Origin of the sequence: Streptomyces sp. CC53 (genome assembly GCF_001865245.1) — a bacterium.
Taxonomy (GTDB): domain Bacteria; phylum Actinomycetota; class Actinomycetes; order Streptomycetales; family Streptomycetaceae; genus Streptomyces.
In genome coordinates, this window is record NZ_MKXB01000072.1 from 22,536 (window position 1) to 42,785 (window position 20,250).

General features: G+C 75.2%; 19 protein-coding genes and 1 pseudogene. 11 read left to right on the forward strand and 9 right to left on the reverse strand.

The window, feature by feature from the left end; all coding sequences use genetic code 11:
• The first annotated feature begins 42 nt into the window (after positions 1–42).
• Positions 43–1,668 (forward strand): alkaline phosphatase, encoded by a 1,626-nt coding sequence (locus BJP40_RS06645; protein WP_071279404.1) that lies wholly within the window; start codon positions 43–45, stop codon positions 1,666–1,668.
• A 785-nt stretch (positions 1,669–2,453) separates the two neighbouring features.
• Here the strand turns inward: BJP40_RS06645 and BJP40_RS31440 are convergent.
• Positions 2,454–2,663 (reverse strand): annotated as a pseudogene (locus tag BJP40_RS31440) (gfo/Idh/MocA family oxidoreductase); the annotation flags it as partial.
• A 40-nt stretch (positions 2,664–2,703) separates the two neighbouring features.
• Here BJP40_RS31440 and BJP40_RS06660 point away from each other — a divergent pair.
• From BJP40_RS06660 to BJP40_RS06670, 3 genes are all read left to right on the forward strand, one after another.
• Positions 2,704–4,083, forward strand: coding sequence for a multidrug effflux MFS transporter (locus tag BJP40_RS06660; protein ID WP_071279410.1), 1,380 nt, complete (start codon positions 2,704–2,706; stop codon positions 4,081–4,083).
• Positions 4,080–5,057 (forward strand): small ribosomal subunit Rsm22 family protein, encoded by a 978-nt coding sequence (locus BJP40_RS06665; RefSeq protein ID WP_071267110.1) that lies wholly within the window; start codon positions 4,080–4,082, stop codon positions 5,055–5,057. Before BJP40_RS06660 ends, BJP40_RS06665 begins: the two co-directional genes overlap by 4 nt.
• Before the next feature lie 220 nt (positions 5,058–5,277).
• The gene (locus BJP40_RS06670; protein WP_071279412.1) at positions 5,278–5,562 is read left to right on the forward strand and encodes a hypothetical protein; all 285 of its coding nucleotides are present in this window, start codon (positions 5,278–5,280) and stop codon (positions 5,560–5,562) included.
• 101 nt (positions 5,563–5,663) lie between these two features.
• Here the strand turns inward: BJP40_RS06670 and ddaH are convergent, their stop codons facing one another.
• A complete protein-coding gene (gene ddaH, locus BJP40_RS06675; RefSeq protein ID WP_079170972.1) occupies positions 5,664–6,479 on the reverse strand; it encodes a dimethylargininase in 816 nt (271 codons plus the stop codon).
• 344 nt (positions 6,480–6,823) lie between these two features.
• Here ddaH and BJP40_RS06680 point away from each other — a divergent pair, with 344 nt between their 5' ends.
• Positions 6,824–7,582 (forward strand): bifunctional DNA primase/polymerase, encoded by a 759-nt coding sequence (locus tag BJP40_RS06680; protein WP_071267116.1) that lies wholly within the window; start codon positions 6,824–6,826, stop codon positions 7,580–7,582.
• 375 nt (positions 7,583–7,957) lie between these two features.
• Here BJP40_RS06680 and BJP40_RS06685 read toward each other — a convergent pair whose 3' ends face one another.
• Positions 7,958–8,938: a hypothetical protein gene (locus BJP40_RS06685; protein ID WP_071279414.1), complete on the reverse strand. Its 981-nt coding sequence runs from the start codon at positions 8,936–8,938 to the stop codon at positions 7,958–7,960.
• A 121-nt stretch (positions 8,939–9,059) separates the two neighbouring features.
• Here BJP40_RS06685 and BJP40_RS06690 point away from each other — a divergent pair, with 121 nt between their 5' ends.
• Positions 9,060–9,728: a PhzF family phenazine biosynthesis protein gene (locus BJP40_RS06690; RefSeq protein ID WP_071279416.1), complete on the forward strand. Its 669-nt coding sequence runs from the start codon at positions 9,060–9,062 to the stop codon at positions 9,726–9,728.
• Between the two features lie 15 nt (positions 9,729–9,743).
• Here BJP40_RS06690 and BJP40_RS06695 read toward each other — a convergent pair whose 3' ends face one another.
• Together BJP40_RS06695 and map are read right to left on the reverse strand one after the other, a co-directional pair.
• On the reverse strand, positions 9,744–10,424 hold the full coding sequence (locus BJP40_RS06695; RefSeq protein ID WP_226962682.1) for a heme oxygenase (biliverdin-producing): 681 nt from the start codon (positions 10,422–10,424) through the stop codon (positions 9,744–9,746).
• A 144-nt stretch (positions 10,425–10,568) separates the two neighbouring features.
• Positions 10,569–11,426 (reverse strand): type I methionyl aminopeptidase, encoded by an 858-nt coding sequence (gene map, locus BJP40_RS06700; protein WP_071279418.1) that lies wholly within the window; start codon positions 11,424–11,426, stop codon positions 10,569–10,571.
• A gap of 58 nt (positions 11,427–11,484) precedes the next feature.
• Between map and BJP40_RS06705 the strand changes: the two genes are divergently transcribed.
• Positions 11,485–11,730, forward strand: coding sequence for a hypothetical protein (locus BJP40_RS06705; protein ID WP_071279419.1), 246 nt, complete (start codon positions 11,485–11,487; stop codon positions 11,728–11,730).
• Positions 11,731–12,012: 282 nt separating this feature from the next.
• On the opposite strand, the gene BJP40_RS06710 is transcribed toward BJP40_RS06705, so the two are convergent.
• Both BJP40_RS06710 and BJP40_RS06715 read right to left on the reverse strand, forming a co-directional pair.
• Positions 12,013–13,278: an MFS transporter gene (locus BJP40_RS06710; protein WP_071279421.1), complete on the reverse strand. Its 1,266-nt coding sequence runs from the start codon at positions 13,276–13,278 to the stop codon at positions 12,013–12,015.
• Between the two features lie 151 nt (positions 13,279–13,429).
• Positions 13,430–14,038 carry a hypothetical protein gene (locus BJP40_RS06715; protein WP_071279422.1) on the reverse strand — a complete coding sequence of 203 codons (609 nt, stop codon included), beginning with the start codon at positions 14,036–14,038 and terminating at the stop codon, positions 13,430–13,432.
• 91 nt (positions 14,039–14,129) lie between these two features.
• Between BJP40_RS06715 and npdG the strand changes: the two genes are divergently transcribed.
• Both npdG and BJP40_RS31445 read left to right on the forward strand, forming a co-directional pair.
• Positions 14,130–14,840 (forward strand): NADPH-dependent F420 reductase, encoded by a 711-nt coding sequence (gene npdG / locus BJP40_RS06720; RefSeq protein ID WP_071279424.1) that lies wholly within the window; start codon positions 14,130–14,132, stop codon positions 14,838–14,840.
• Positions 14,841–14,950: 110 nt separating this feature from the next.
• Positions 14,951–15,178 (forward strand): hypothetical protein, encoded by a 228-nt coding sequence (locus BJP40_RS31445; protein WP_079170973.1) that lies wholly within the window; start codon positions 14,951–14,953, stop codon positions 15,176–15,178.
• A 4-nt stretch (positions 15,179–15,182) separates the two neighbouring features.
• On the opposite strand, the gene BJP40_RS06725 is transcribed toward BJP40_RS31445, so the two are convergent.
• Positions 15,183–16,007 (reverse strand): site-2 protease family protein, encoded by an 825-nt coding sequence (locus tag BJP40_RS06725; protein WP_071279426.1) that lies wholly within the window; start codon positions 16,005–16,007, stop codon positions 15,183–15,185.
• Between the two features lie 158 nt (positions 16,008–16,165).
• Positions 16,166–17,044: a 3-methyl-2-oxobutanoate hydroxymethyltransferase gene (panB, locus tag BJP40_RS06730; RefSeq protein WP_071279439.1), complete on the reverse strand. Its 879-nt coding sequence runs from the start codon at positions 17,042–17,044 to the stop codon at positions 16,166–16,168.
• 256 nt (positions 17,045–17,300) lie between these two features.
• Between panB and BJP40_RS06735 the strand changes: the two genes are divergently transcribed.
• Positions 17,301–18,941 (forward strand): MFS transporter, encoded by a 1,641-nt coding sequence (locus BJP40_RS06735; protein WP_071279427.1) that lies wholly within the window; start codon positions 17,301–17,303, stop codon positions 18,939–18,941.
• Between the two features lie 218 nt (positions 18,942–19,159).
• Positions 19,160–20,185, forward strand: a complete 1,026-nt coding sequence (locus BJP40_RS06740; RefSeq protein WP_079170974.1) for an endonuclease/exonuclease/phosphatase family protein — start codon at positions 19,160–19,162, stop codon at positions 20,183–20,185.
• Positions 20,186–20,250: the final 65 nt, after the last annotated feature.

Consider the following 20,250-nt stretch of genomic DNA (forward strand, 5'->3'; position numbering starts at 1 on the left):
GATGTCGTGTTCCGGACGGCCCGGCCCCCTGCACTGGGGTCCATGACCTTCGACGCAGTCCAACTCCGCTTAGCCGCACAGCAGTTCGGTCGTCGACGCTTCCTCGGCGCCACCGGCGCCGCCGCGGCACTCGCCTTCGCAGTCCACCTCCCGGCCGCGGGCGCCGCCCAGGCGGCCGAACTCGACGCCCGGAAGATCACCGAGGACCCGTTCACGCTGGGGGTCGCCTCAGGTGATCCCCTGCCCGCGTCCGTGCTGCTCTGGACCCGCCTCGCGCCGCGCCCGTACGAGCCCGGCGGCGGACTGCCCGCCGCCCGCGTCCCGGTCCAGTGGGAGCTCGCCCACGACGAACGCTTCACCAGGGTCGTGCGGCGCGGCACCGCCCTCGCGCACCCCGAGTTCGACCACAGCCTGCACGTGGAGGTGCGGCACCTCGAACCGGGCCGCGCCTACCACTACCGCTTCCGCGCCGGCAGCTGGACCAGCCCGGCCGGCCGCACCCGCACCGCGCCGCACCCGCACGCCCGCCCGGCCGCGCTGAAGCTCGCGGCGGTGTCCTGCCAGGCGTACCACGACGGTTACTTCACCGCGTACCGCCACCTCGCGGCCGAGGACGACCTCGCCGCCGTCTTCCACCTCGGTGACTACCTCTACGAGTACGCCGTCGACGCCGCGGGCGGCGCCCGCCGCTACACCGACCGCGTGCTGCCCGCCCACTTCGCCCGGGAGACCGTCACCCTGGAGGACTACCGGCTGCGGTACGCCCTCTACAAGACCGATCCGGACCTGAGGGCCGCGCACGCGGCGCACCCCTTCGTCGTCTCCTGGGACGACCACGAGACGGAGAACAACTACGCGGGCGGCGTCCCGGAGAACGGCGTGCCGCCCGAGGAGTTCCTGCTGCGCCGGGCCGCCGCGTACCGCGCGTACTGGGAGAACCAGCCGCTGCGCAGGCCGCAGCGGCCGGACGGGCCCGACATGCGTCTCTACCGGCGGCTGCGCTTCGGCACGCTCGCCCAGTTCGACGTGCTCGACACCCGCCAGTACCGCTCCGACCAGGCGTACGGCGACGGCTGGCGGGTGCCGGGCCCCGAGTCGGAGGACCCGTCGCGCACCATGCTCGGCGCGACGCAGGAGCGCTGGCTGCTCGACGGCTGGCGGCGGTCCCGCCCCGTCTGGAACGTCCTCGCACAGCAGGTCGTCCTCGCCCGGCGGCGCAACGCCCCGGGCCCCGGCCACAAGGTCTCCATGGACGCCTGGGACGGCTACCCGGCGGCCCGCACGCGGCTGCTCGACGGGGCGTGGAACGCCGGCGTCGACAACCTCGTCGTCCTCACCGGGGACGTGCACGTCGGCTACGCCCTCGACCTGAAGGCGGACTTCGACGACCCGGACTCCCGCACCATCGGCACCGAACTCGTCACCACCTCCGTCAGCAGCGGCAAGGACGGTGTGGAGCGGCCCGCCAACTGGGAGAACCTGACCCGGGCCAACCCGCACATGAAGCACTACGACGGCCGCCGCGGCTACCTTCGCGTCACCCTCGCCGAGGACGCGGCCCGCGCCGACTTCCGCACCGTCTCCGCCGTGACGACACCGGGCGCACCGGTCGCCACGGCCGCGTCGTTCGTCACGGAAGCCGGTGACCCCGGGCTCAGGCCCGCCTGACAGCCCGGCTCCCGGCACTCCGGCGTCGCTTCGGTGGGGGCCCCGCGGCTCGTGGCTGCCGGGGCGGTCCACCGTCCTCCGGTCCCGGTTGCTCGTCCATCCGCCCCAGTTCGGCGTTCAGGCGTGCCGGCGGGCCGGACAGGGGCGAGCGCCGGCCTCCGCCTCCCGGCTCGCCGGCCGCCGTCACGACGGCCTGCTCGACCGGCGCCCGGACGCGGGGGCCGTCGGCGGGCGGGAGCCCGTGCCGGCACGGGCCGGCACGCCCCGGCCCGCCGGCCCGCCTCCGGGCACGACAGCGCGGCCTTTCCGCAGCCGGGTCCCGGCCCGGACGGTGCCGGGGGACGTCCGCGGCGCCGCGGGGGCGCACCGGGCCGCTGCCCGCGGCAGGACGACCGGGGCCGCGCGGCGGTCGCGGCGGATCCGCTCGTACAGCCACTCACGTGAGCAGTACACATCGGCCTCCCGACCCGCCCGTGATCAAGCCAGGCCGCAGGGTGGCACGGCCGAATGGCCCACCTGCCTCATCACTCCGCACGCGGCATGGCACCCGCCACGGGTCGCTCCGCTGACGGGCGGGCCTGCCGGCAGCCGGCCGGAGGGGCGGGGCGGGGGTGTCCGGCGGCATTCCCCGCGGACGGGGGCGGCGTCCCCGGGCGGCCCGCCGGTCCGCCGCTTCCCCTCCCTCACCGGGGCCGCCGGGCCGCCGGGGCCCACCGCGCCACCGGTACCGGCTGCCCCGCCGCCGTCACCGGGCCCGGTCGGCACACCGCCCGGTCAGCGTCACAGGGCGGGCCGAACCGCTCCGCGAAGCCCTTGGCCCCCTCCAGGGTGCGGGACGCCACGGCGACCACCTCGGCGTCGTCCGGCATGCCCAGCAGGTCCTGGGTGAACGACGCCGCGATGCCGCCCGTCGCCGGCACACCCCGGCGGATCGTCCGCTCCACGCCCGCCCCCTCCGATTCAGCTTTCAACCACTCCGGTCGAGCTGAGAGCATAGGCCGGGCGCACCCCCCCCAGAACAGGAGACGAGACCCCATGCCGGAGAGCGGCCCGAGCACACAGGGACAGCCACCGACGGACACCCCGGGACACATACCTGCGGAGCGGACCGGCGCCGCCCCCGCGCCCCCGGCGAGCGGGGCCACCGCCCCCGGGTCCCCGCCGGGGGAGGCCCCCCTGCCCCGTGCCGCCGCCCGCCGGGTGGGGCTCCTCGTCACCCTCGTCCTCGGGGGCCTCACCGCCCTGCCGCCGCTGTCCATGGACATGTACCTCCCGGCACTGCCCGAGGTCACCCGGTCCCTGCACGCGCCCGCCGCCACCGTCCAGCTCACCCTGACCGCGTGCCTCGCCGGCATGGCCGCGGGGCAGCTCGTCGTCGGCCCGATGAGCGACCGGTGGGGGCGCCGCCGCCCGCTGCTCGCCGGCATGCTCGTGTACGTGGCGGCCACCGCGGTCTGTGCGCTCGCCCCCAGCGCGGGCCTGCTCATCGGCTTCCGCCTGCTCCAGGGCCTCGCCGGGGCCGCCGGCATCGTCATCGCCCGCGCCGTGGTCCGCGACCTGTACGACGGCGTGGAGATGGCCCGCTTCTTCTCCACCCTCATGCTGATCTCCGGCGTCGCCCCGGTCATCGCCCCGCTCATCGGCGGCCAGATCCTGCGGGTCACCGACTGGCGGGGCGTCTTCCACGTCCTCGCCGTCATCGGGGCCGTCCTGACGTTCGTGGTGTGGAGGTGGCTGCACGAGACGCTGCCGCCCGAGCGCCGGCACGGCGGCGGCGTCGGCACCGCGCTGCGCACCATGCGCGGGCTGCTCGCCGACCGGGTCTTCACCGGCTACGTGCTGGCGGGCGGCCTCGCCTTCGCCGCCCTCTTCGCCTACATCTCCGCGTCCCCGTTCGTCGTGCAGGAGATCTACGGCGCCTCCCCGCAGACCTTCGCGCTCCTCTTCGGCGTCAACTCCGTCGGCCTGGTCGCCGTCGGCCAGGTCAACGGCAAGCTGCTGGTCGGCCGGGTGTCCCTCGACAAGGTGCTCGCGGCGGGTCTGGCCGCCGTCACCCTGGCCGCGCTCGCGCTGCTGCTGATGACCACCGGGGTCTTCGGGCCCGTCGGGCTCGTGCCGGTCGCCGCCGGGCTGTTCGTGCTGATGTCCGCGATGGGCCTCACCCTCCCCACCACCAACGCGCAGGCCCTGATGCGCACCCCGCACGCCGCCGGTTCCGCGTCGGCGCTGCTCGGCACGGCGTCGTTCCTCGTCGGGGCCGTGGCCTCCCCGCTCGTCGGCATCGCGGGCGAGACGACCGCCGTGCCGATGGCCGTGGTGCAGCTCGTCTGCGCCGTCGCCGCACTGGGCTGCTTCCTCGGCCTGTGCCGCCCGTGGCGGACGGAGCGCGGACCCGCACCTACCATAGATCGGTGAACGCCTCCCTCCCCCTCCCGGACGCCCTGCGCGCCGCCCTCGCCGGGCTGCTCGACGGGCTGCCCCCGACCAGGGCGGCGCAGGCCGTCGACCGGCTGATCGCCAGCTACCGCGGCACCACCCCGACCGACGCGCCCGTCCTGCGGGACCGCGCCGACGTCGCCGCGTACGCGGCGTACCGGATGCCCGCCACGTTCGAGGCGGTACGGGCCGCGCTGGCCGCGCTGCGCGAGGCGGCGCCCGACTGGGCGCCCGGCACCCACACCGACGTGGGCGGCGGCACGGGCGCGGCGACGTGGGCGGTCGCGGAGGCCTGGGACGGCGCCGCCCGCAGCACGGTGCTGGACTGGGCGGAGCCCGCCCTCGCCCTGGGCCGCGAACTGGCCGCGGGGGCCGGGCCGGACGCGCAGTGGCGGCGGGCCCGCATCGGCGCCGCGCTGACGCTGGAGGCCACCGACCTGGTGACCGTCTCGTACGTCCTCAAGGAGCTCACCCCCGAGGACCGCCGCGCGCTGGTGGCCGAGGCCGCGCGCGCGGCGCAGGCCGTCGTCGTCGTCGAACCGGGCACCCCCGACGGGTACGAGCGGATCCTCGCGGCCCGGGAGCAGCTCGTCGCCGCCGGGCTGACCGTCGCCGCGCCCTGCCCGCACGGCGGGGCCTGCCCCATCGTGCCGGGCACCGACTGGTGCCATTTCTCGGCGCGCGTGGCCCGGTCGTCGCTGCACCGGCAGGTGAAGGGCGGGTCCCTGCCGTACGAGGACGAGAAGTTCGCCTACGTGGCGGCCGTGCGGTTCCCCGCCGCTGCGGCGGCGGGACGGATCGTCCGCAGGCCGCAGACCCGCAAGGGCCAGGTCCTGCTGGACCTGTGCACCGAGGACGGGGGGCTGCGCCGCGACACCGTCAGCAAGCGGCACGGGCCCCTGTACAAGGCGGCGCGGGACGCGGACTGGGGCGACCCCTGGCCGCCGGACTGACCGCAGCCGGGCGATCCGCGGCCGGGCCCCTCGGCGGGTGAGCCGGGGCGCCCGCCCGGGTGAGCCGCCCCGCGCGCCCCTTGCCGCAGCCCCGCGGGGCGCGCTGGTCTGACGGCATGGCGAAGAACCGCACCTGACGGCGGCCGCCGCACTGGCCGCCGCCCTCTTGGCCAGCCCGACGACCGCCCGCGCCGCCGCCCCGGAACCGGAGCCCGGGAGCATGGTGCTCGACTGGGCCGTCACCTTGAAGCGCGGCACGAAGCCGCTGTTCGTGCACGACGGCGACACGTGGAGCCTGTACGGTCACCTCCACGAGCGCACCGAGGACCGTGGGCCCGGTACGAAGATCGGCGACATGACCGCCCGCTGCACCGCCGTCCTCGTCCACGCACGTGGTCACGTCCGGCAGTGCGAGCGCGTCCTGCGCACCGACACGGGGCATCTGTCCCTCACCGACGCCTGGACGTGGAGGGGACCGGCCCGCACGGGGCACCCGGCGCCGTGACCGGCGTGTACGCCGACGGGGAGGGCGAGGCCAGGATCACCGAGCACGGCGGAACGGCCGGGTTCCGCATCACGCTCGACGACTGACCCCGCCCCGGCCGGTCAGGGACGCAGCTCCTGGGTGCAGCACTTCACGCTGCCGCCGCCCTTCAGGAGCTCACCCAGGTCCATCCCGATCGGCTCGAAGCCGCGCCGCCTGAGCGGCCCGAACAGGCCCACCGCCGCCTGCGGCAGCAGCACGTGGCGGCCGTCGCTCACCGCGTTCAGCCCGAGGGCCGCCGCGTCGGGCTCCTCCGCCAGCAGGGCGTCGGGGAACAGCCTGGCGAGCACCGCGCGGCTCCCCGGCGAGAACGCACCCGGGTAGTACATGATCTCGTCCGCCGCCGTGTCCAGCACGCACAGCGCCGTGTCCAGGTGGTAGTAGCGCGGGTCCACCAGGTCCAGGCCGATCACCGGCCGGCCGAAGAACTCCTGCGCCTCGTCGCCCGCGAGCGACGTGGAGCGGAACCCGCGGCCCGCGAGGACGTACGACGAGGTCACGGCGAAGTCGCCCTCGCCCTCGTTCACGTGCTGGGGCTCGTGGACGTCGGGGAAGCCGTGGGCGCGGAACCAGGCGCGGTGCGCCTCCGCCTCCGCGGCCCTCTCCGGATACAGGAAGCGGGCGCCGAGCACCCGGCCGTCCACGACCGTGGCACCGTTCGCGGCGAAGACCATGTCCGGGAGGTCCGGGTGCGGCTCCAGGAGTTCCACGGTGTGCCCGAGGGCGCGGTAGCGGTCCCTCAGGTCCTCCCACTGCGCGACGGCGAGCGGCAGGTCGACCGGTTTCGCCGGGTCCATCCACGGGTTGATGGAGTACGTCACCCTGAAATGCGCAGGTGGGCACATCAGGCAACGGCGCGGTGTTGCGTCACGAGGCAACGAAGGCTCCTCACAGACGTCAGGTGCACGCGGGATGCGTGCGACGCAGTCATGGTGCGCCCGCAGCCCCGCTTCGCGCATCGCACCGTACGGGTGGTTACCGGTGTTCACGTGCGCGCCATGCGGGGGCGGCGTGGGTCTCCTCACGGTGAACGGTGCTCCGTCACCGGGCATAACCCGACAAAAAGCGGCAACTCCACCCCCCTGACCGCATGTCGGGACGCCCGTGCCTACCCGCTGGAGCCCTCCTGCACACCCCGGTTCTCCCGTCCGGTCACCTGCGGCGCAGGATGGTGGGACCATGGCAGGGACCGCAGGGGCTTGCATCAGGTGTGAGGGGATAGATGGGCGACGGTATCGGCCGCTACCGCGGCACGGGGGAGAGCAGACTCGCGAACTGGCTGCGCCGCAGGCCCAAGGACCCGGGGGAGCCGTCCGGCGCCCCGAGCCGCCTGGAACTCCTGCTGGCCACCGCCGCGGCCGGACTGCCGCTCGCCCCCGCCGCGTACCCCTCCGGCTACCGCTGCTCCTGTGAGCGCATCGGGTGTCCGACGCCCGCCCGCCATCCCGTCTCCTTCGCCTGGCAGACGCAGTGCAGCACGGACCCGGCCCAGATCGAGCGCTGGGCCCAGAAACAGCCGCAGGCCAACTTCATCACCGCGACCGGCATGGTCCACGACGTCCTGGACGTGCCCGTGGAGGCCGGTCGCGCCGCGTTGGAGCGGCTGCTCGCCGACGGCGTGGACGTCGGCCCGGTCGCCGAGGCGGGCGATGCGCTGGGGCAGGGCCGCATGCTGTTCTTCACCGCCACCCGCGGCACCCCGGAGGACGAGGACGAGTGGTGGCCGTGCGAGCTGGACTGCCACCCCGAGACCATGGACGAGCACCCCGGGCTGCGCTGGCACTGCCGCGGCAGCTACGTGCTCGTGCCGCCCGCACGGCTGCCCGGCGACCACGCCGTGGAGTGGGTGCGGGGGCCGGAGCATCCGCTGCCGGACCCCCTGACCCTGCTGGAGACGCTCACCGACGCCTGCGCCCGGTACGCCGACGAGTACGGCGGCTCGGGCGGCCACCCGGCCGTGGCCTGGCCCATCGGCCGCTGACGCCCGAGGCGCCCGCAGTGCCCGCGCCCCCGGCACGACCGGCCGCGTCCCGTGCGGGCAGCCGGCGCTCGCCGTCGGCTGCTCCGCCTGCGGACGCCGTGCCTCCGGGGTCGGCAGGCAAGGCGGGGCTCGGCGGGCCCCGCGTCAAGGGCCTGCGGGGACAGGTGCCGCCGCAGCGGGCGCCTGCGGGTCCGGTCACCCGGCGCGGCTCACGCGCCCGTGGGGCCGCCTCCCGCGGGACGCCCCCGCCGTGCCGCCACGGCCCTCCGGGCGGCGACGGCCCGAGGGGCGCAGCCGTCCGTACCGCCCGAGCGACCGGGTCGCCCGGCCCGTCCGCGGACCTTCGCCGCCGTGTCGGCCCGCTCCCGACCGGCGCTACGAACCGGTGACCGCGGTCACGCCCTGGGAGCGGTTCACGATCGTGACCTGCTCGCCGCCCGCGCCCTCGGCCCCCGGGGCCAGCCGGGCGGCCACGCTCAGCACCCAGTCCTTCGTGACGGTGTCCCGCACCCGACCCGTCAGCAGCGGCTTCTCGCTGTCACTGACCTTGGGCCGGTACCCCTCCGCGGCCGTGCGCCGCTCGTAGAGCCGAGTGGCGAAGAAGACCAGCGCCCCGCCGTCCTCGGTGGCGAGCGCCAGCGGCCGGAACGTCCCCGTGTCCAGGGCCTGGTCCGCGAACTGGACGGCGAGCCCCGGCCGGTTGGCGATCTTGTTGCGTTCCTCCCGCCACACCGTGGTGTGCTGCCCGGCCGCGAAGACGGCGGGCCGCCCGGAGGTCAGGTAGGAGGCGTAGTCCTTGCTGATGCCCGCCACCCGGCCGTCCGCCACCGGCTCGGCGAACCCGTCCGCGTCCGTGCGGAACGCCGGCACCGCCTTCTCCTCCAGGACGGTGAGGTGCGACGCCTCCCAGAGCTGGTCGTTGCCGTTCCTGATGAAGACCAGCAGCCAGCGGTCGTCGCCCGGGCCCTTGTCGTCCACGTCCCGGTTGGAATCGGCGTCGGCGACGAACCAGCGGGGCCAGCCCGCCTTCTTCGGGATCACGAACCGCGCGTCCGTCAGCTCCAGCGGCGTGTGCTTCGGGTTTCCCTGAGGGTGCGTCACCGAGCGGGCCTTCAGGCCGGCCTGGTGGATCGCGCCCAGCGAACCGGTCACCCGGTGCGCGTCGAGTGACGGGTCGTACGCCTCGTCAGCCGCGTTGTACGCCTCGACGAACTCCTCCAGTGCCCGCGCCGCCTCGTCCCGGCTGACCGCGGGCACGACCTCCGACTCGCCGTGCACCGTCACGCATCCGCTCGCCGTCGGCGCCAGCACGGCCACCGCCGCGAGGACGCCCAGCGCCCGACCCAGCCTCGTCATCGGTTGCCTGCTGCTCCTCACGCCCTCGCCCCTCCCGCACCGACCGACCGAACCCTACCCGGGCGGGCCCCCGGGACCGGAGGCGGCCGGCCGGCACGGGGCGTGCTTGAATGCCCGCGTGATGAGCCCGCACGGCGCGAACGGCGCACCCGAGGTCCTGTCCGTCTTCTGCGGCGCCGACGGGCGGCACGGCAACCGCCTCGGCGTCGTGCGGGACGGACGCGCCTGCCCCGACCCGGCCGCCCGCCAGGAGTTCGCCCGCAGGCTCGGCCACAGCGAGACGGTGTTCGTCGACGACCCGGAGCGCGGCGCCCTGGACATCTACACGCCCAGCGTGCGGCTGCCGTTCGCGGGCCACCCCGTCGTCGGCGCCGCGTGGCTGCTGGACCTGGAAGTCCTCGACCTGCCCGTCGGGGAGGTGTGGGCGCGTCAGGACGGCGAGTTCACCTGGATCGAGGCCCGCGCCGAGTGGGCCCCGCCGCGCACCCTGCGCCGGTACGGCTCCGCCGCCGAGGTCGACGCCCTGCCGGTGCCGCCGCCGGGGGAGTGGGTGTACGCGTGGGCCTGGGAGGACGAGGCCGCGGGCCGGATCCGGGCGCGGGCGTTCCCCGGGCGGGGCGACGGCGTCGACGAGGACGAGGCGACCGGCGCGGCGGCCCTGCTGCTGACGGCGGAGCTGGGCCGCGCCCTCAACATCACCCAGGGCCGGGGCTCGCAGGTCATGACGGCCCCCGGCCCGGACGGGGTCATCGAACTGGGCGGCAGGGTCCGCCGGATCGCCTTCCCGTGAGCCGCCCCCGCGGCGTCACGCGCTGAGCGGGAACTCCCGCCCCAGCGCCTGGAAGACGGCGGTGTTGAGGGCGAAGGCCCGCTTGCACTCGTCGACGATCCGCTGCCGCTCCAGGTCGTCGGCGCGGACCCCGTCGAGCAGTTCCCGGTAGGTGCGCTTGAACGCGGCCGGGTTCGGGACGCCCTCGAACACGTAGAACCGCACCCCGTCGCCCTTGCGCGGGAAGCCCCAGGTGCGCTCCGCCTTGTCGCGGATGATCTGACCGCCCGACAGGTCGCCCAGGTAACGGGTGTAGTGGTGCGCGACGTACCCGCCGGGCCAGGTGCGGGCGCACTCCTCGACGCGCGCGGCGTACGCGGCGGTGGCGGGCAGCGGCGCCGCCCCGGCGCGCCAGCCGGGGCCCCGCAGGTGGGCGAGGTCCCGCTCCAGCGCGGCGGTCCGCAGCAGTTCGGGCCGCAGGAACGGCCCGGCGACCGGGTCGTCCGCCAGCCGTTCGGCGGCGGCGCCCTCCAGGGCCCGGTACACGAACCAGAGCTGTTCCGTGTACCGGGCGAAGGCGTCCACGCCCAGGCGGCCGCCGAGCAGGTCGCCCATGAACGTCGACGTCTCGGCCTCCATGTGCGCCTCGTGCGACGCGGTGCGGATGAGCGTCGAGAAGGGCGTGGCGGCGGTAGCGGCGGTGGCGCGTGCGGTCAAGGCGGGCCTCCGGGGGGCCGAGGGAAACCGTGGGTGCGGGAAGAGGGCAGGGCGCGGCGTGACTCCACCGATCCTGCAACTTAGGCTTGCCTAAGTCAACCTCTTTCCGACGCCCTGTCGGTAAAAAGGTACCCCCCGGAGGCGTCAGGGCAACGTGAGGATGTCGGCTCCGGTCTCCGTCACCACGAGTGTGTGCTCGAACTGGGCGGTCCGCTTGCGGTCCTTCGTCACCACCGTCCAGCCGTCGTCCCACATGTCGTACTCGTGGGTGCCCAGCGTCAGCATCGGCTCGATCGTGAAGGTCATGCCGGGCTGCATGACGGTGGTGTGGTGCGGCGAGTCGTAGTGGGGGATGATCAGCCCCGAGTGGAACGACGAGTTGATCCCGTGGCCCGTGAAGTCCCGCACCACCCCGTACCCGAACCGCTTCGCGTACGACTCGATGACCCGCCCGATGACGTTGACCTGCCGGCCCGGCCGGACCGCCTTGATGGCCCGGTGCAGCGATTCGCGGGTCCGCTCGACCAGCAGCCGCGACTCCTCGTCGACGTCGCCGCAGAGGTAGGTGGCGTTGTTGTCGCCGTGGACGCCGTCGATGTAGGCGGTGACGTCCAGGTTCACGATGTCGCCGTCGCGCAGTACGGTCGAGTCCGGGATCCCGTGGCAGATCACCTCGTTGACCGAGGCGCACAGCGATTTGGGGAAGCCCCGGTAGCCCAGCGTCGACGGATAGGCCCCGTGATCGCACATGTACTCGTGCGCGATCCGGTCCAGCTCGTCCGTCGTGACGCCGGGAGCGATGTGCTTGGCCGCCTCCTCCATGGCCCGCGCGGCGATGCGGCCCGCGACGCGCATGCGCTCGACGGTGTCGGCATCCTGCACCTCGGGGCCGTCGTACGGCTTCGGGGCGGGCTTCCCGACGTACTCGGGGCGGCGGATGGAGCCGGGAACGGGACGGGTGGGGGACAGGACCCCTGGGACGAGCAGTGACTGGCCAGACATGCCAGCGAGTCTAACCAGGGTGCGCGGGGCACCATGGCGACAGAGAAAGGAGCCGGACATGGCCCTGTTCAAGAAGCGCGCGGCGGGCAAGCCGGGCGAGTGGTACTACTGCCTGCAGCACAAGAAGGTCGAGGAGGGCCCCGAGTGCCCGGCCAGGAACCGCTTCGGCCCGTACGCGACGGCCGCCGAGGCGTCCCACGCGATGGAGACCGCGCAGGCCCGCAACCTCGACTGGGAGACCGACCCCCGCTGGCACGACCAGGACCCGGACGGCGGCGCACCCGACCGCCCCGCGGAACCGTAGGTCCCGCGCGCCGCGCTGAGTCCGGGGGCCCGCCCGGCCCCGCGCGCCCGACGAGCCGTCCCGACCGACCGACCGACCGGCACCGGCCTCGGCCGTCTCCGCCGGCCGCGCGGGAGGCCCCGGGCCGCGCGGCCCGGGAGCGGGCGTGCGGAAGTTCCGGACCGGGACGGCCTGGCGGGACGCGCCCGCGCGTTACGGTCCGTGGGCCGCGCTCCGTACCCGCGTCGGCGCGGGGCCCCGGCGCGTGCGGCCCGGGCGAACCCCGCTCCCGCCGAGCCGGCGCTACAGCGACAGCTCGCGGCGGCGGCGCGCGTCCTCGTCGGTGGACGCGTCGTACGAGACCAGCTTCGGCAGCGCCGCCGCCAGCAGCACCACCACCCCCACGCAGGCCGCGCCGCCCGCCCAGACCGCGGAGCGCGTCCCCGTCCACCCCGCCATGACGCCCGCCCGCACCTGGCCCAGCTGCGGACCCACGCTGTACGACAGCACCTCGATCCCCGCCAGCCGCCCCCGCAGCTCGTCCGGGATCGTCTGGTTCCAGATCGTGGACCGGCCCAGACCGCTCAGCATGTCGCCCGCCCCCGCCGCGACCAGGCACAGCAGCACCAGCCACACGTTCTCCAGCAGCCCGGCGACCGCGACCGCGAGACCCCACCCGGCCGCACCGCACACCACCATCAGCCCGTGGCGCCGCACCCGCGCCGTCCACCCGCTGGTCAGGCTCAGCAGCACCGCCCCCACCGACCCCGCCGCGTACATGAGCCCCAGCGACCACGGGGCGCCCAGCTCGTCCGCGAGGAACGGGAACAGCGTGTGCGGGAAGGCGAGCACCATCGCCGCGAGGTCGACGGCGTACGTGCCCAGCAGCACCGGCCGCGACCACGCGTACCGCGCGCCCTCCACGATGCCCCGCAGCGACGGCTTCTCACCGCCGTGCGCGGGCGGCGCGGGCGACAGCCGCAGGCACAGCAGCACGGAGAACACGAAGCAGCAGACCGTCGTCGCGTACGCGACCGGGAGACCGGCGTACGCCACGACCAGCCCCGCCGCCGCCGGACCGGCGATCGCGCCGAGCTGCCAGCGCAGCGCGTTCAGCGCGGCCGCCGCCGTGAGCTGGTCGTGCGGCACGATCCGCGCGATGAGCGCGTCCAGCGCCGGACGCTGGAGGCCCGCGCACGCGGACACCCCGGCGGCGACCACGTAGAGCGGCCACAGCAGCGGCTCCGGCAGCAGCGCGTTCACCAGCAGCACCCCAGCCAGCAGGCCCAGGCACACCTCCGTGCCCAGGATCACCCGGCGCCGGTCCACCGCGTCCGCCAGCGCCCCGCCGTACAGGCCGCACACCACCAGCGGCACCAGCTCGACCGCCCCCATCGCCCCGACGGCGAGCGGAGAACCCGTCAGCTCCTTGATCTGGAGCGGCAGGGCGACCATGGCCGTGAAGCTGCCGAAGTACGCGACGAGGCCCTGCACCCACAGCAGCCGGAAATCCCGGGAGGAACGCCACGGCGACAGGTCGGGCAGCAGCGCGGAGAGCTTCTCGGTCACGAGGTGCCATGCTCCGCAACGCACCGGCTCCCCGGCAATCGGTTTTCTCCCGCCGGGAGCCGGCGCCGCCCCCGCGCGCCGCCCCCACGGCACGGCAGCGGCGACGACGCGGGGAGCGGTGTCCTCCCACCGGCCCCGGAAGCCGTCTCCGCTACCAGCGGGCCGGGGGCGGCGCCGTCATGTGGTCGGCCAGGCGGGCCAGCCGGTCCCGCAGGCGGCGGCGCCCCCGCGGCACGGGAAGGCTGTTCTCCCCGGCCGCCGCGCTCACCAGGTGCTGCACCAGGTCCAGGTCGACGCCCTCGTCCCGCCCGGCGGGCACCGACAGCGCCTCGTGCGCGAGGCCGTGCACCTCCGGGTCCCCGCCATCCAGCGACAGCACCGTCGCCCCCGCGCGCCGCGCGTCGTGCACCCGCTCCAGCAGCCCCCCGCCCGGCCGGTCCGGAGCCACCACCAGCAGCGTCGCCCCCCGCCCCGCCGCCTCCAGCCGGCCGAGGCCCACCGACAGGTGCGCGGGCCCGTCCGGGCGCGCCCGGTGGCGCACCAGCGTCGGCGCCAGCTCCGGCTGACCCGACCACATCGCCTCGTCCGCCAGGTGCGCGGCCAGGTGCCACGGCTCGTACCGCTCCGTGCCCACCAGCAGCAGCCCGCCGCCCTGCGGCACCACGGAGGAGCGCAGCGCCCCGGCGAACCGGCGTGCGGCGGCGGGCCAGGCGGTCCCGGCGAGGACCTCGCGCAGCAGCGCGACCCGTACGGCGTCCATGGCGCCGCATCCTGCCGGGCCGCCGACCGCCCCCGCGCGCGTTCCGCGCCGCGTCACCCGTACGGGCGCCGTGGCACGTAGTGTCACCTCCATGACTGACACGGAGACCAAGAAGACCAGGGACCCCTGGGAGCTGCCCGACGTGTCCGGACTCGTCGTCGGCGTGCTCGGCGGCACCGGCGACCAGGGCCGCGGCCTCGCCTACCGGTTCGCCCGCGCAGGACAGAAGGTGATCATCGGCTCCCGCGCGGCGGAACGCGCCCACGCGGCCGCCGCCGAGCTGGGCCTCGGCATCGAGGGCGCCGACAACGCCGAGTGCGCCCGCCGCAGCGACGTCGTCATCGTCGCCGTGCCGTGGGAGGGCCACGCGAGGACCCTGGAGACGCTCCGCACCGAACTGCGCGGCAAGCTCGTCGTGGACTGCGTGAACCCGCTCGGCTTCGACAAGCAGGGCGCCTACGCGCTGAAGCCGGAGGAGGGCAGCGCCGCCCAGCAGGCCGCCGCGCTGCTGCCGGAGTCCCGGGTGACGGCGGCGTTCCACCACCTGTCCGCGGTGCTGCTCCAGGACACGTCCGTCGAGGAGATCGACACGGACGTGATGGTCCTCGGCGAGAAGCGCGCCGACACCGACATCGTGCAGGCCCTCACCGCCCTCATCCCCGGCATGCGCGGCGTCTTCGCGGGGCGGCTGCGCGGCGCCCACCAGGTCGAGGCGCTCGTCGCGAACCTGATCTCCGTGAACCGCCGGTACAAGGCCCACGCGGGGCTGCGCCTCACCGACGTCGACCCCGGCCGCCGGTAGCGGCCGGACCCCGCCGGAAGCCGGCCCCGCCCCGCCCCGCCCCGCCTTGACGGCGCCGCGGGGCGGGCCCCTCCTTCCGGGCCGTGCCCTGACGCGGGGCACCGGCGCACATGGGGGACACTGGACGGGCACCACCGCCCGCCCACCCCGGACAGGAGCCGACCCCCATGTCCCGCCTCGCGCTCTACAGCCTCGTCGTCTGCGTGCTCGCCACCACCGCGGCCGTGGTCTCCTTCGTCCAGGGCATGTGGCTCGGCGTCGTCTGGGTCCTGCTGGCCGGTCTGTCGTCCAACATGTGCTGGTACTACTGGCGCCGGGACCGGCAGACCGCGGGCTGACCGCTCACCGGGCGGGCACGGCCGCCGCTGCCGCGCACACCGCGTCGGCGTCCTCCCAGAACCGGTACGCGTCCCATCCGCAGTACGTGTCGGACCCGGCGACGCCCAGGCCCTCCAGGACGCCGTCGACCAGCCCGAAGAACGCCTGGTTCACGCTGGGCTCGAAGAGCAGCACGAACACGGCGATCAGACCGAACGGCGCGAACGGCTCCACCTGGCGCCGCACCCGGTGCGACAGCCACGGCTCGACGATCCCATACCCGTCCAGGCCCGGCACCGGCAGCAGGTTCAGCAGCGCCGCCCCCACCTGGAGCAGCGCGAGGAACGCCAGCGCGAAGCGGAACCCGGTCGGCATCGCCCCGGCCTGACCCAGCCAGAACGGCGCCGTGCACACGAGTGCCAGCAGCACGTTCGCCAGCGGGCCCGCCGCCGAGACCAGGCTGTGCCTCCAGCGGCCGCGGATCCGGTCCCGTTCGATGAAGACCGCGCCGCCCGGCAGGCCGATACCCCCCATGATCACGAAGACCACGGGCAGCACGATGCTCAGCAGGGCGTGCGTGTACGTGAGGGGGTTCAGCGTCAGGTAGCCCTTCGCCCCCACCGTCAGGTCCCCGCCGTGCAGGGCCGTCCTGGCGTGCGCGTACTCGTGCAGGCACAGGGAGACGATCCACGCCGACGTCACGAAGAGGAACACCGCCAGCCCGGGAAGGGCCGCGAACCCGCTCCACACCGCCCAGCCGGTGACGGCGGTCACCGCCGCGATGCCGAGGAAGACGGGGCTGACGCGCCCGTGGCCCTCGCGGTCGCGGCGGAAGGCGGTGGACGTCATGGCGGGCTCCTCGCACGTCGGGTGCCGGGTTCCGCCGGCCCCCGACCCGGTCGACCGTACAGGGCGCCCGGCCGCGGACGCCCGACAGCCCGCCGATGGGGGAAGGTCGGCGGGCTGTCGTCCGTGCCGCAGTGGTCGGTGGGCGGCGGGGGCGGAGGTCAGTGGAAGGTGTGCTCCTGCGCGGGGAAGGCCCCGCCCGCGACGTCCTCCGCGAACGCCTGTGCGGCGTCGCCGAGGGTCTTGCGGAGGTCCGCGTACTGCTTGGTGAAGCGCGGCACCTTGCCACCGGTCATCCCGGCCATGTCGGTCCACACCAGGACCTGCGCGTCGGTGCCGGCGCCCGCGCCGATGCCGATGGTCGGGATGTGCAGCGACCGCGTCACCTCGGCGGCCAGCTCGGCCGGCACGAGCTCCAGCACCACCGCGAACGCGCCGGCGTCCTGCGCCGCCTTGGCGTCCCGCAGCAGCCGGTGGGCGTCCTCGTCGCCGCGGCCCTGCACCCGGTACCCCATGGTGTTCACGGACTGCGGGGTCAGGCCGAGGTGCGACATCACGGGGATGCCCGCGTCGACCAGCATGCGCGTCTGGGGCAGCGAGCGCTCGCCGCCCTCCAGCTTGACCGCGCCCACGCCGGCCTCCTTCACCAGCCGGGTCGCGGACCGCAGGGCCTGCACAGGCCCCTCCTGGTACGAGCCGAACGGCAGGTCGCCGACCACCAGGGCGCGCCGGGTGCCCCGGACGACGGCGGCGGACAGGATGGCGACCTCGTCGAGCGTGACGGGCACGGTGGTGTCGTAGCCGAGGTGGCAGTTGCCCATGGAGTCGCCGACGAGCAGCACCGGGATCCCGGCCTCGTCGAAGACGGACGCGGTCATCGCGTCGTACGCGGTCAGCATGGGCCACTTCTCGCCCCGCTCCTTGGCGGAGGCGATGTCGTGGACGGTGATGCGGCGCGTGCCCTTGCCGCCGTACAGCGCCTTGGGGTGCTTGCCCCCGCTGCTGTCGCCGGTCTGCTCACGGGCAGGCTGAAGCGTCATGTGGAACGGCTCCTTCGTCATCTTGAGGCGCCCTGACGGCGTCCCCAGACCACGTCCATGGTGGCACTACGTGCCGCGCGACGGAAGTCGCCCGGCGAACCGGTGGACGAGCCTCCGCGACACGGCCCCGGACGGGGGCCGGCCGGCCCGCGGCCGCGGCACGGAAGCCGACGGGAGGGGGAGCGACGGGAGGGAGCGTGGGGCGAATGGAGTAGCGCGGCACGACGCCGTACCGCCGCCTCCCTACCGTCGAGACATGGCCCCGTCCACCGGCGCCCCGCCGCCCCCCGAGCCCGCGCCCCCCACCACCGTCCCCGCGGACGTGCACCGCCGGCGCTGGGCGGTGCTCGGCGTGCTCATGATCAGCCTGCTGATCGTGGTGCTGGACAACTCCAGCCTGAACGTGGCCGTCAAGACCATCGCGCTCCCCCCGCCCGCGGGCCTGGGCGCCAGCCAGGGGCAGCTGGAGTGGGCGATCAACGCGTACGCGCTGGTCTTCGCCGGGCTGCTGTTCACCGCCGGCCTGCTCGGCGACCGGCTGGGCCGCCGCCGGGTCCTGCTCTGCGGCACCGCCCTGTTCGGCGTGGCCTCGGCGCTCGCCGCGCTGTCGGACTCGCCGGTCGAGCTGGTCGTGTGGCGCGCGGTCATGGGGCTCGGCGCGGCCTTCGTGATGCCCGCCACGCTCGCCGTCCTCATGAACGTCTTCGAGCGGGACGAACAGCCCCGCGCCATCGGCATCTGGGTGGGCGCGGTCGGCGTGGCCATCGCGGTCGGCCCGGTCACCGGCGGGCTGCTGCTCGAACACTTCTGGTGGGGTTCGATCTTCCTGGTGAACGTGCCGGTGGTGGTGGTGTCCCTGGCGGCCACCGCGCTGGTGGTGCCCGAGTCCCGCGACCCGGCGCCCGGCCGCCTCGACCCCGGCGGGGTCGCCCTGTCCGTCGTCGGACTGGTGCTGCTGGTGTACGGCATCATCCGGGGCGGCGAACAGGCCGACTTCGCGGACTGGGGCGTGGTGCTGCCGGTGGCGGGCGGACTGCTGGTGCTGACCGGTTTCGTGCTGCACGAGCGGCGCACCGCGCACCCGGCGCTCGACATGGGCTGGTTCCGCGTCCCGGCGTTCTCCGCCGCCGTCTGCGGCATCGCGCTGGTCTTCTTCGCGCTGATGGGCGTGACCTTCTTCACGGCGTTCTACCTGCAGAGCGTGCGCGGCTTCACCCCGCTGGAGACGGGCCTGCTGCTGCTGCCTCTCGCGGTGACGCAACTGGTGTTCGCGCCGCGGTCGCGGCTGGTGGTGCGGCGGTTCGGGGCCCGGGCCGTGTGCACCGCCGGGCTGCTGCTGGTGGCGGCCTGCATGGCCGCGTTCACCGGCTTCGACGACGCGACGCCGATCTGGGCGGTCGAACTGGTGCTGTTCGCACAGGGCACCGGCATGGCCCACGTCATGCCGCCGGTGACGGTCACCGTCATGCAGTCGCTGCCCCGGGAGAAGGCCGGCTCCGGCTCGGCCGTCAACAACACGTTCCGGCAGGTCGGCGGCGCCCTCGGGGTGGCCGTGCTCGGCTCGGTGCTGTCCGCCGCGTACCGCAACGGCATCGAGGGGCACCTCGGGATGCTGCCGCCGGGGGACCGCGCGGCGGCGGGGGAGTCCGTCGAGGCGACCCTCGCCGCCGCGGACCGCCTGGGCGCGGCGGGGGAGGCCCTGGTGGCGCCCGCCCACGCCGCGTTCCTGCACGCCATGCATGTGACGGCGCTCTGCTCGGCGGCCGTCGCGGCGGCCGGGGCGGCGGTCGTCGCCCTGTTCCTGCCGGGGCGGCGGGCACGGCCCGGCGGCGGCCCGGACCGTCCGCGCCCCGTCGGCGGGGAGGACCGCCCCCAAGCGGTGCGGTCCACGCCCTGACCGCTCCCGCGCCACCGCCCCCGGGGCGTGCGCCGCCTGTGAACGGCGGGAAAACCCCAGGCCAGAAGTGTGCGGGTTCTGTCACAACCCGCGCTTCTGCCGCACCCTCAGGAACTCGTCCCCGCCCCGGCTCGTCCTCGTGGCCGTACGGCCGTTCCGTGATCGCCTACTGTCGTGACCGGGACGGGACAGGCAGGACAGCACGTGAGGGCGGCAGGATGGCGTGGGGCGGACGACATGACCAGGACCGGGACGGGGTCGCGGAGCCGCGGCGCCCGCAGACCCGGTTGCGGTCGCTGGCCGACCGCCTCCGCGACGACCCGGGGCTCTGGCGCCGCGGCGTCGTCCTCGCCCTCTGCTGCGTGCTGCTCGCCCTCCTCATGGCGCTGCACGCCCACATCCCCAACGCGGTCGGCAACCTGGGCAGCCTCACGGAGACGTTCCTGCCGTGGTTCGGGCTCCTCGTGCCCGTCCTGCTCCTGCTGGCCCTGCTGCGCCGCTCCGCCACCGCGGTGATCGCGACGCTCCTCCCGGCACTGGTGTGGGCCAACGCCTTCGGGGGCCTGGTGACGGACAAGGCGGGTGCGGGCGGCGACCTGACGGTCGTGTCCCACAACGTCAACGCCGACAACCCCGACCCGGAGGGCACCGCCGGCACGGTCGCCGCGTCCGGTGCGGACGTGGTGGCCCTGGTGGAGCTGAAGGCGTCGATGGTGCCCGCGTACGAGCGGGCGCTGGCCGACGCGTACCCGTACCACTCGGTGCAGGGCACCGTCGGGGTGTGGAGCAAGCACCCGGTGGGCGACAGCCGCCCGGTCGACATCCGCCTGGGCTGGACGCGGGCGATGCGCGCCACCGTGGCCTCCCCCCGGGGTGACGTCGCCGTGTACGTGGCGCACCTGCCGTCCGTGCGGGTCAAGTTGAAGGCCGGTTTCACCGCCAGCCAGCGCGACGCCAGCGCCGACGAGCTCGGCGAGGCCATCGCCCGCGAGCCCAACCGCAGGGTGATCCTGCTCGGCGACCTCAACGGCACGATGAACGACCGCGCCCTGCGGGCCGTCACCTCGCAGATGCGCTCCACCCAGGGGGCGGCGGGCGACGGCATGGGCTTCAGCTGGCCGGCCGCCTTCCCGATGGCCCGCATCGACCAGATCCTCGTCAAGGGGGTGGAGCCGGTCGCCTCCTGGTCCCTGCCCCGCACCCCGAGCGACCACCTGCCGATCGCGGCCCGCGTCACGCTCTGACGGCCCGGCTGCCTCCCCGGCCGCCCGGCCTCCCCGGCGGTCCGCGAGGGCCGGCCGGAGGGGGC

Excerpts from the sequence above, each read along its gene's own strand:
- BJP40_RS06645 (WP_071279404.1), top strand. The coding sequence starts at position 43 with ATGACCTTCGACGCAGTCCAACTCCGCTTAGCCGCACAGCAGTTCGGT.
- BJP40_RS06660 (WP_071279410.1), top strand. The coding sequence starts at position 2,704 with ATGCCGGAGAGCGGCCCGAGCACACAGGGACAGCCACCGACGGACACC.
- BJP40_RS06670 (WP_071279412.1), top strand. The coding sequence starts at position 5,278 with ATGGTGCTCGACTGGGCCGTCACCTTGAAGCGCGGCACGAAGCCGCTG.
- BJP40_RS06680 (WP_071267116.1), top strand. The coding sequence starts at position 6,824 with ATGGGCGACGGTATCGGCCGCTACCGCGGCACGGGGGAGAGCAGACTC.
- BJP40_RS06685 (WP_071279414.1), bottom strand. The coding sequence starts at position 8,938 with ATGACGAGGCTGGGTCGGGCGCTGGGCGTCCTCGCGGCGGTGGCCGTG.
- BJP40_RS06690 (WP_071279416.1), top strand. The coding sequence starts at position 9,060 with ATGAGCCCGCACGGCGCGAACGGCGCACCCGAGGTCCTGTCCGTCTTC.
- map (WP_071279418.1), bottom strand. The coding sequence starts at position 11,426 with ATGTCTGGCCAGTCACTGCTCGTCCCAGGGGTCCTGTCCCCCACCCGT.
- BJP40_RS06705 (WP_071279419.1), top strand. The coding sequence starts at position 11,485 with ATGGCCCTGTTCAAGAAGCGCGCGGCGGGCAAGCCGGGCGAGTGGTAC.
- BJP40_RS06715 (WP_071279422.1), bottom strand. The coding sequence starts at position 14,038 with ATGGACGCCGTACGGGTCGCGCTGCTGCGCGAGGTCCTCGCCGGGACC.
- npdG (WP_071279424.1), top strand. The coding sequence starts at position 14,130 with ATGACTGACACGGAGACCAAGAAGACCAGGGACCCCTGGGAGCTGCCC.
- BJP40_RS31445 (WP_079170973.1), top strand. The coding sequence starts at position 14,951 with ATGGGGGACACTGGACGGGCACCACCGCCCGCCCACCCCGGACAGGAG.
- BJP40_RS06725 (WP_071279426.1), bottom strand. The coding sequence starts at position 16,007 with ATGACGTCCACCGCCTTCCGCCGCGACCGCGAGGGCCACGGGCGCGTC.
- panB (WP_071279439.1), bottom strand. The coding sequence starts at position 17,044 with ATGACGCTTCAGCCTGCCCGTGAGCAGACCGGCGACAGCAGCGGGGGC.
- BJP40_RS06735 (WP_071279427.1), top strand. The coding sequence starts at position 17,301 with ATGGCCCCGTCCACCGGCGCCCCGCCGCCCCCCGAGCCCGCGCCCCCC.
- BJP40_RS06740 (WP_079170974.1), top strand. The coding sequence starts at position 19,160 with ATGGCGTGGGGCGGACGACATGACCAGGACCGGGACGGGGTCGCGGAG.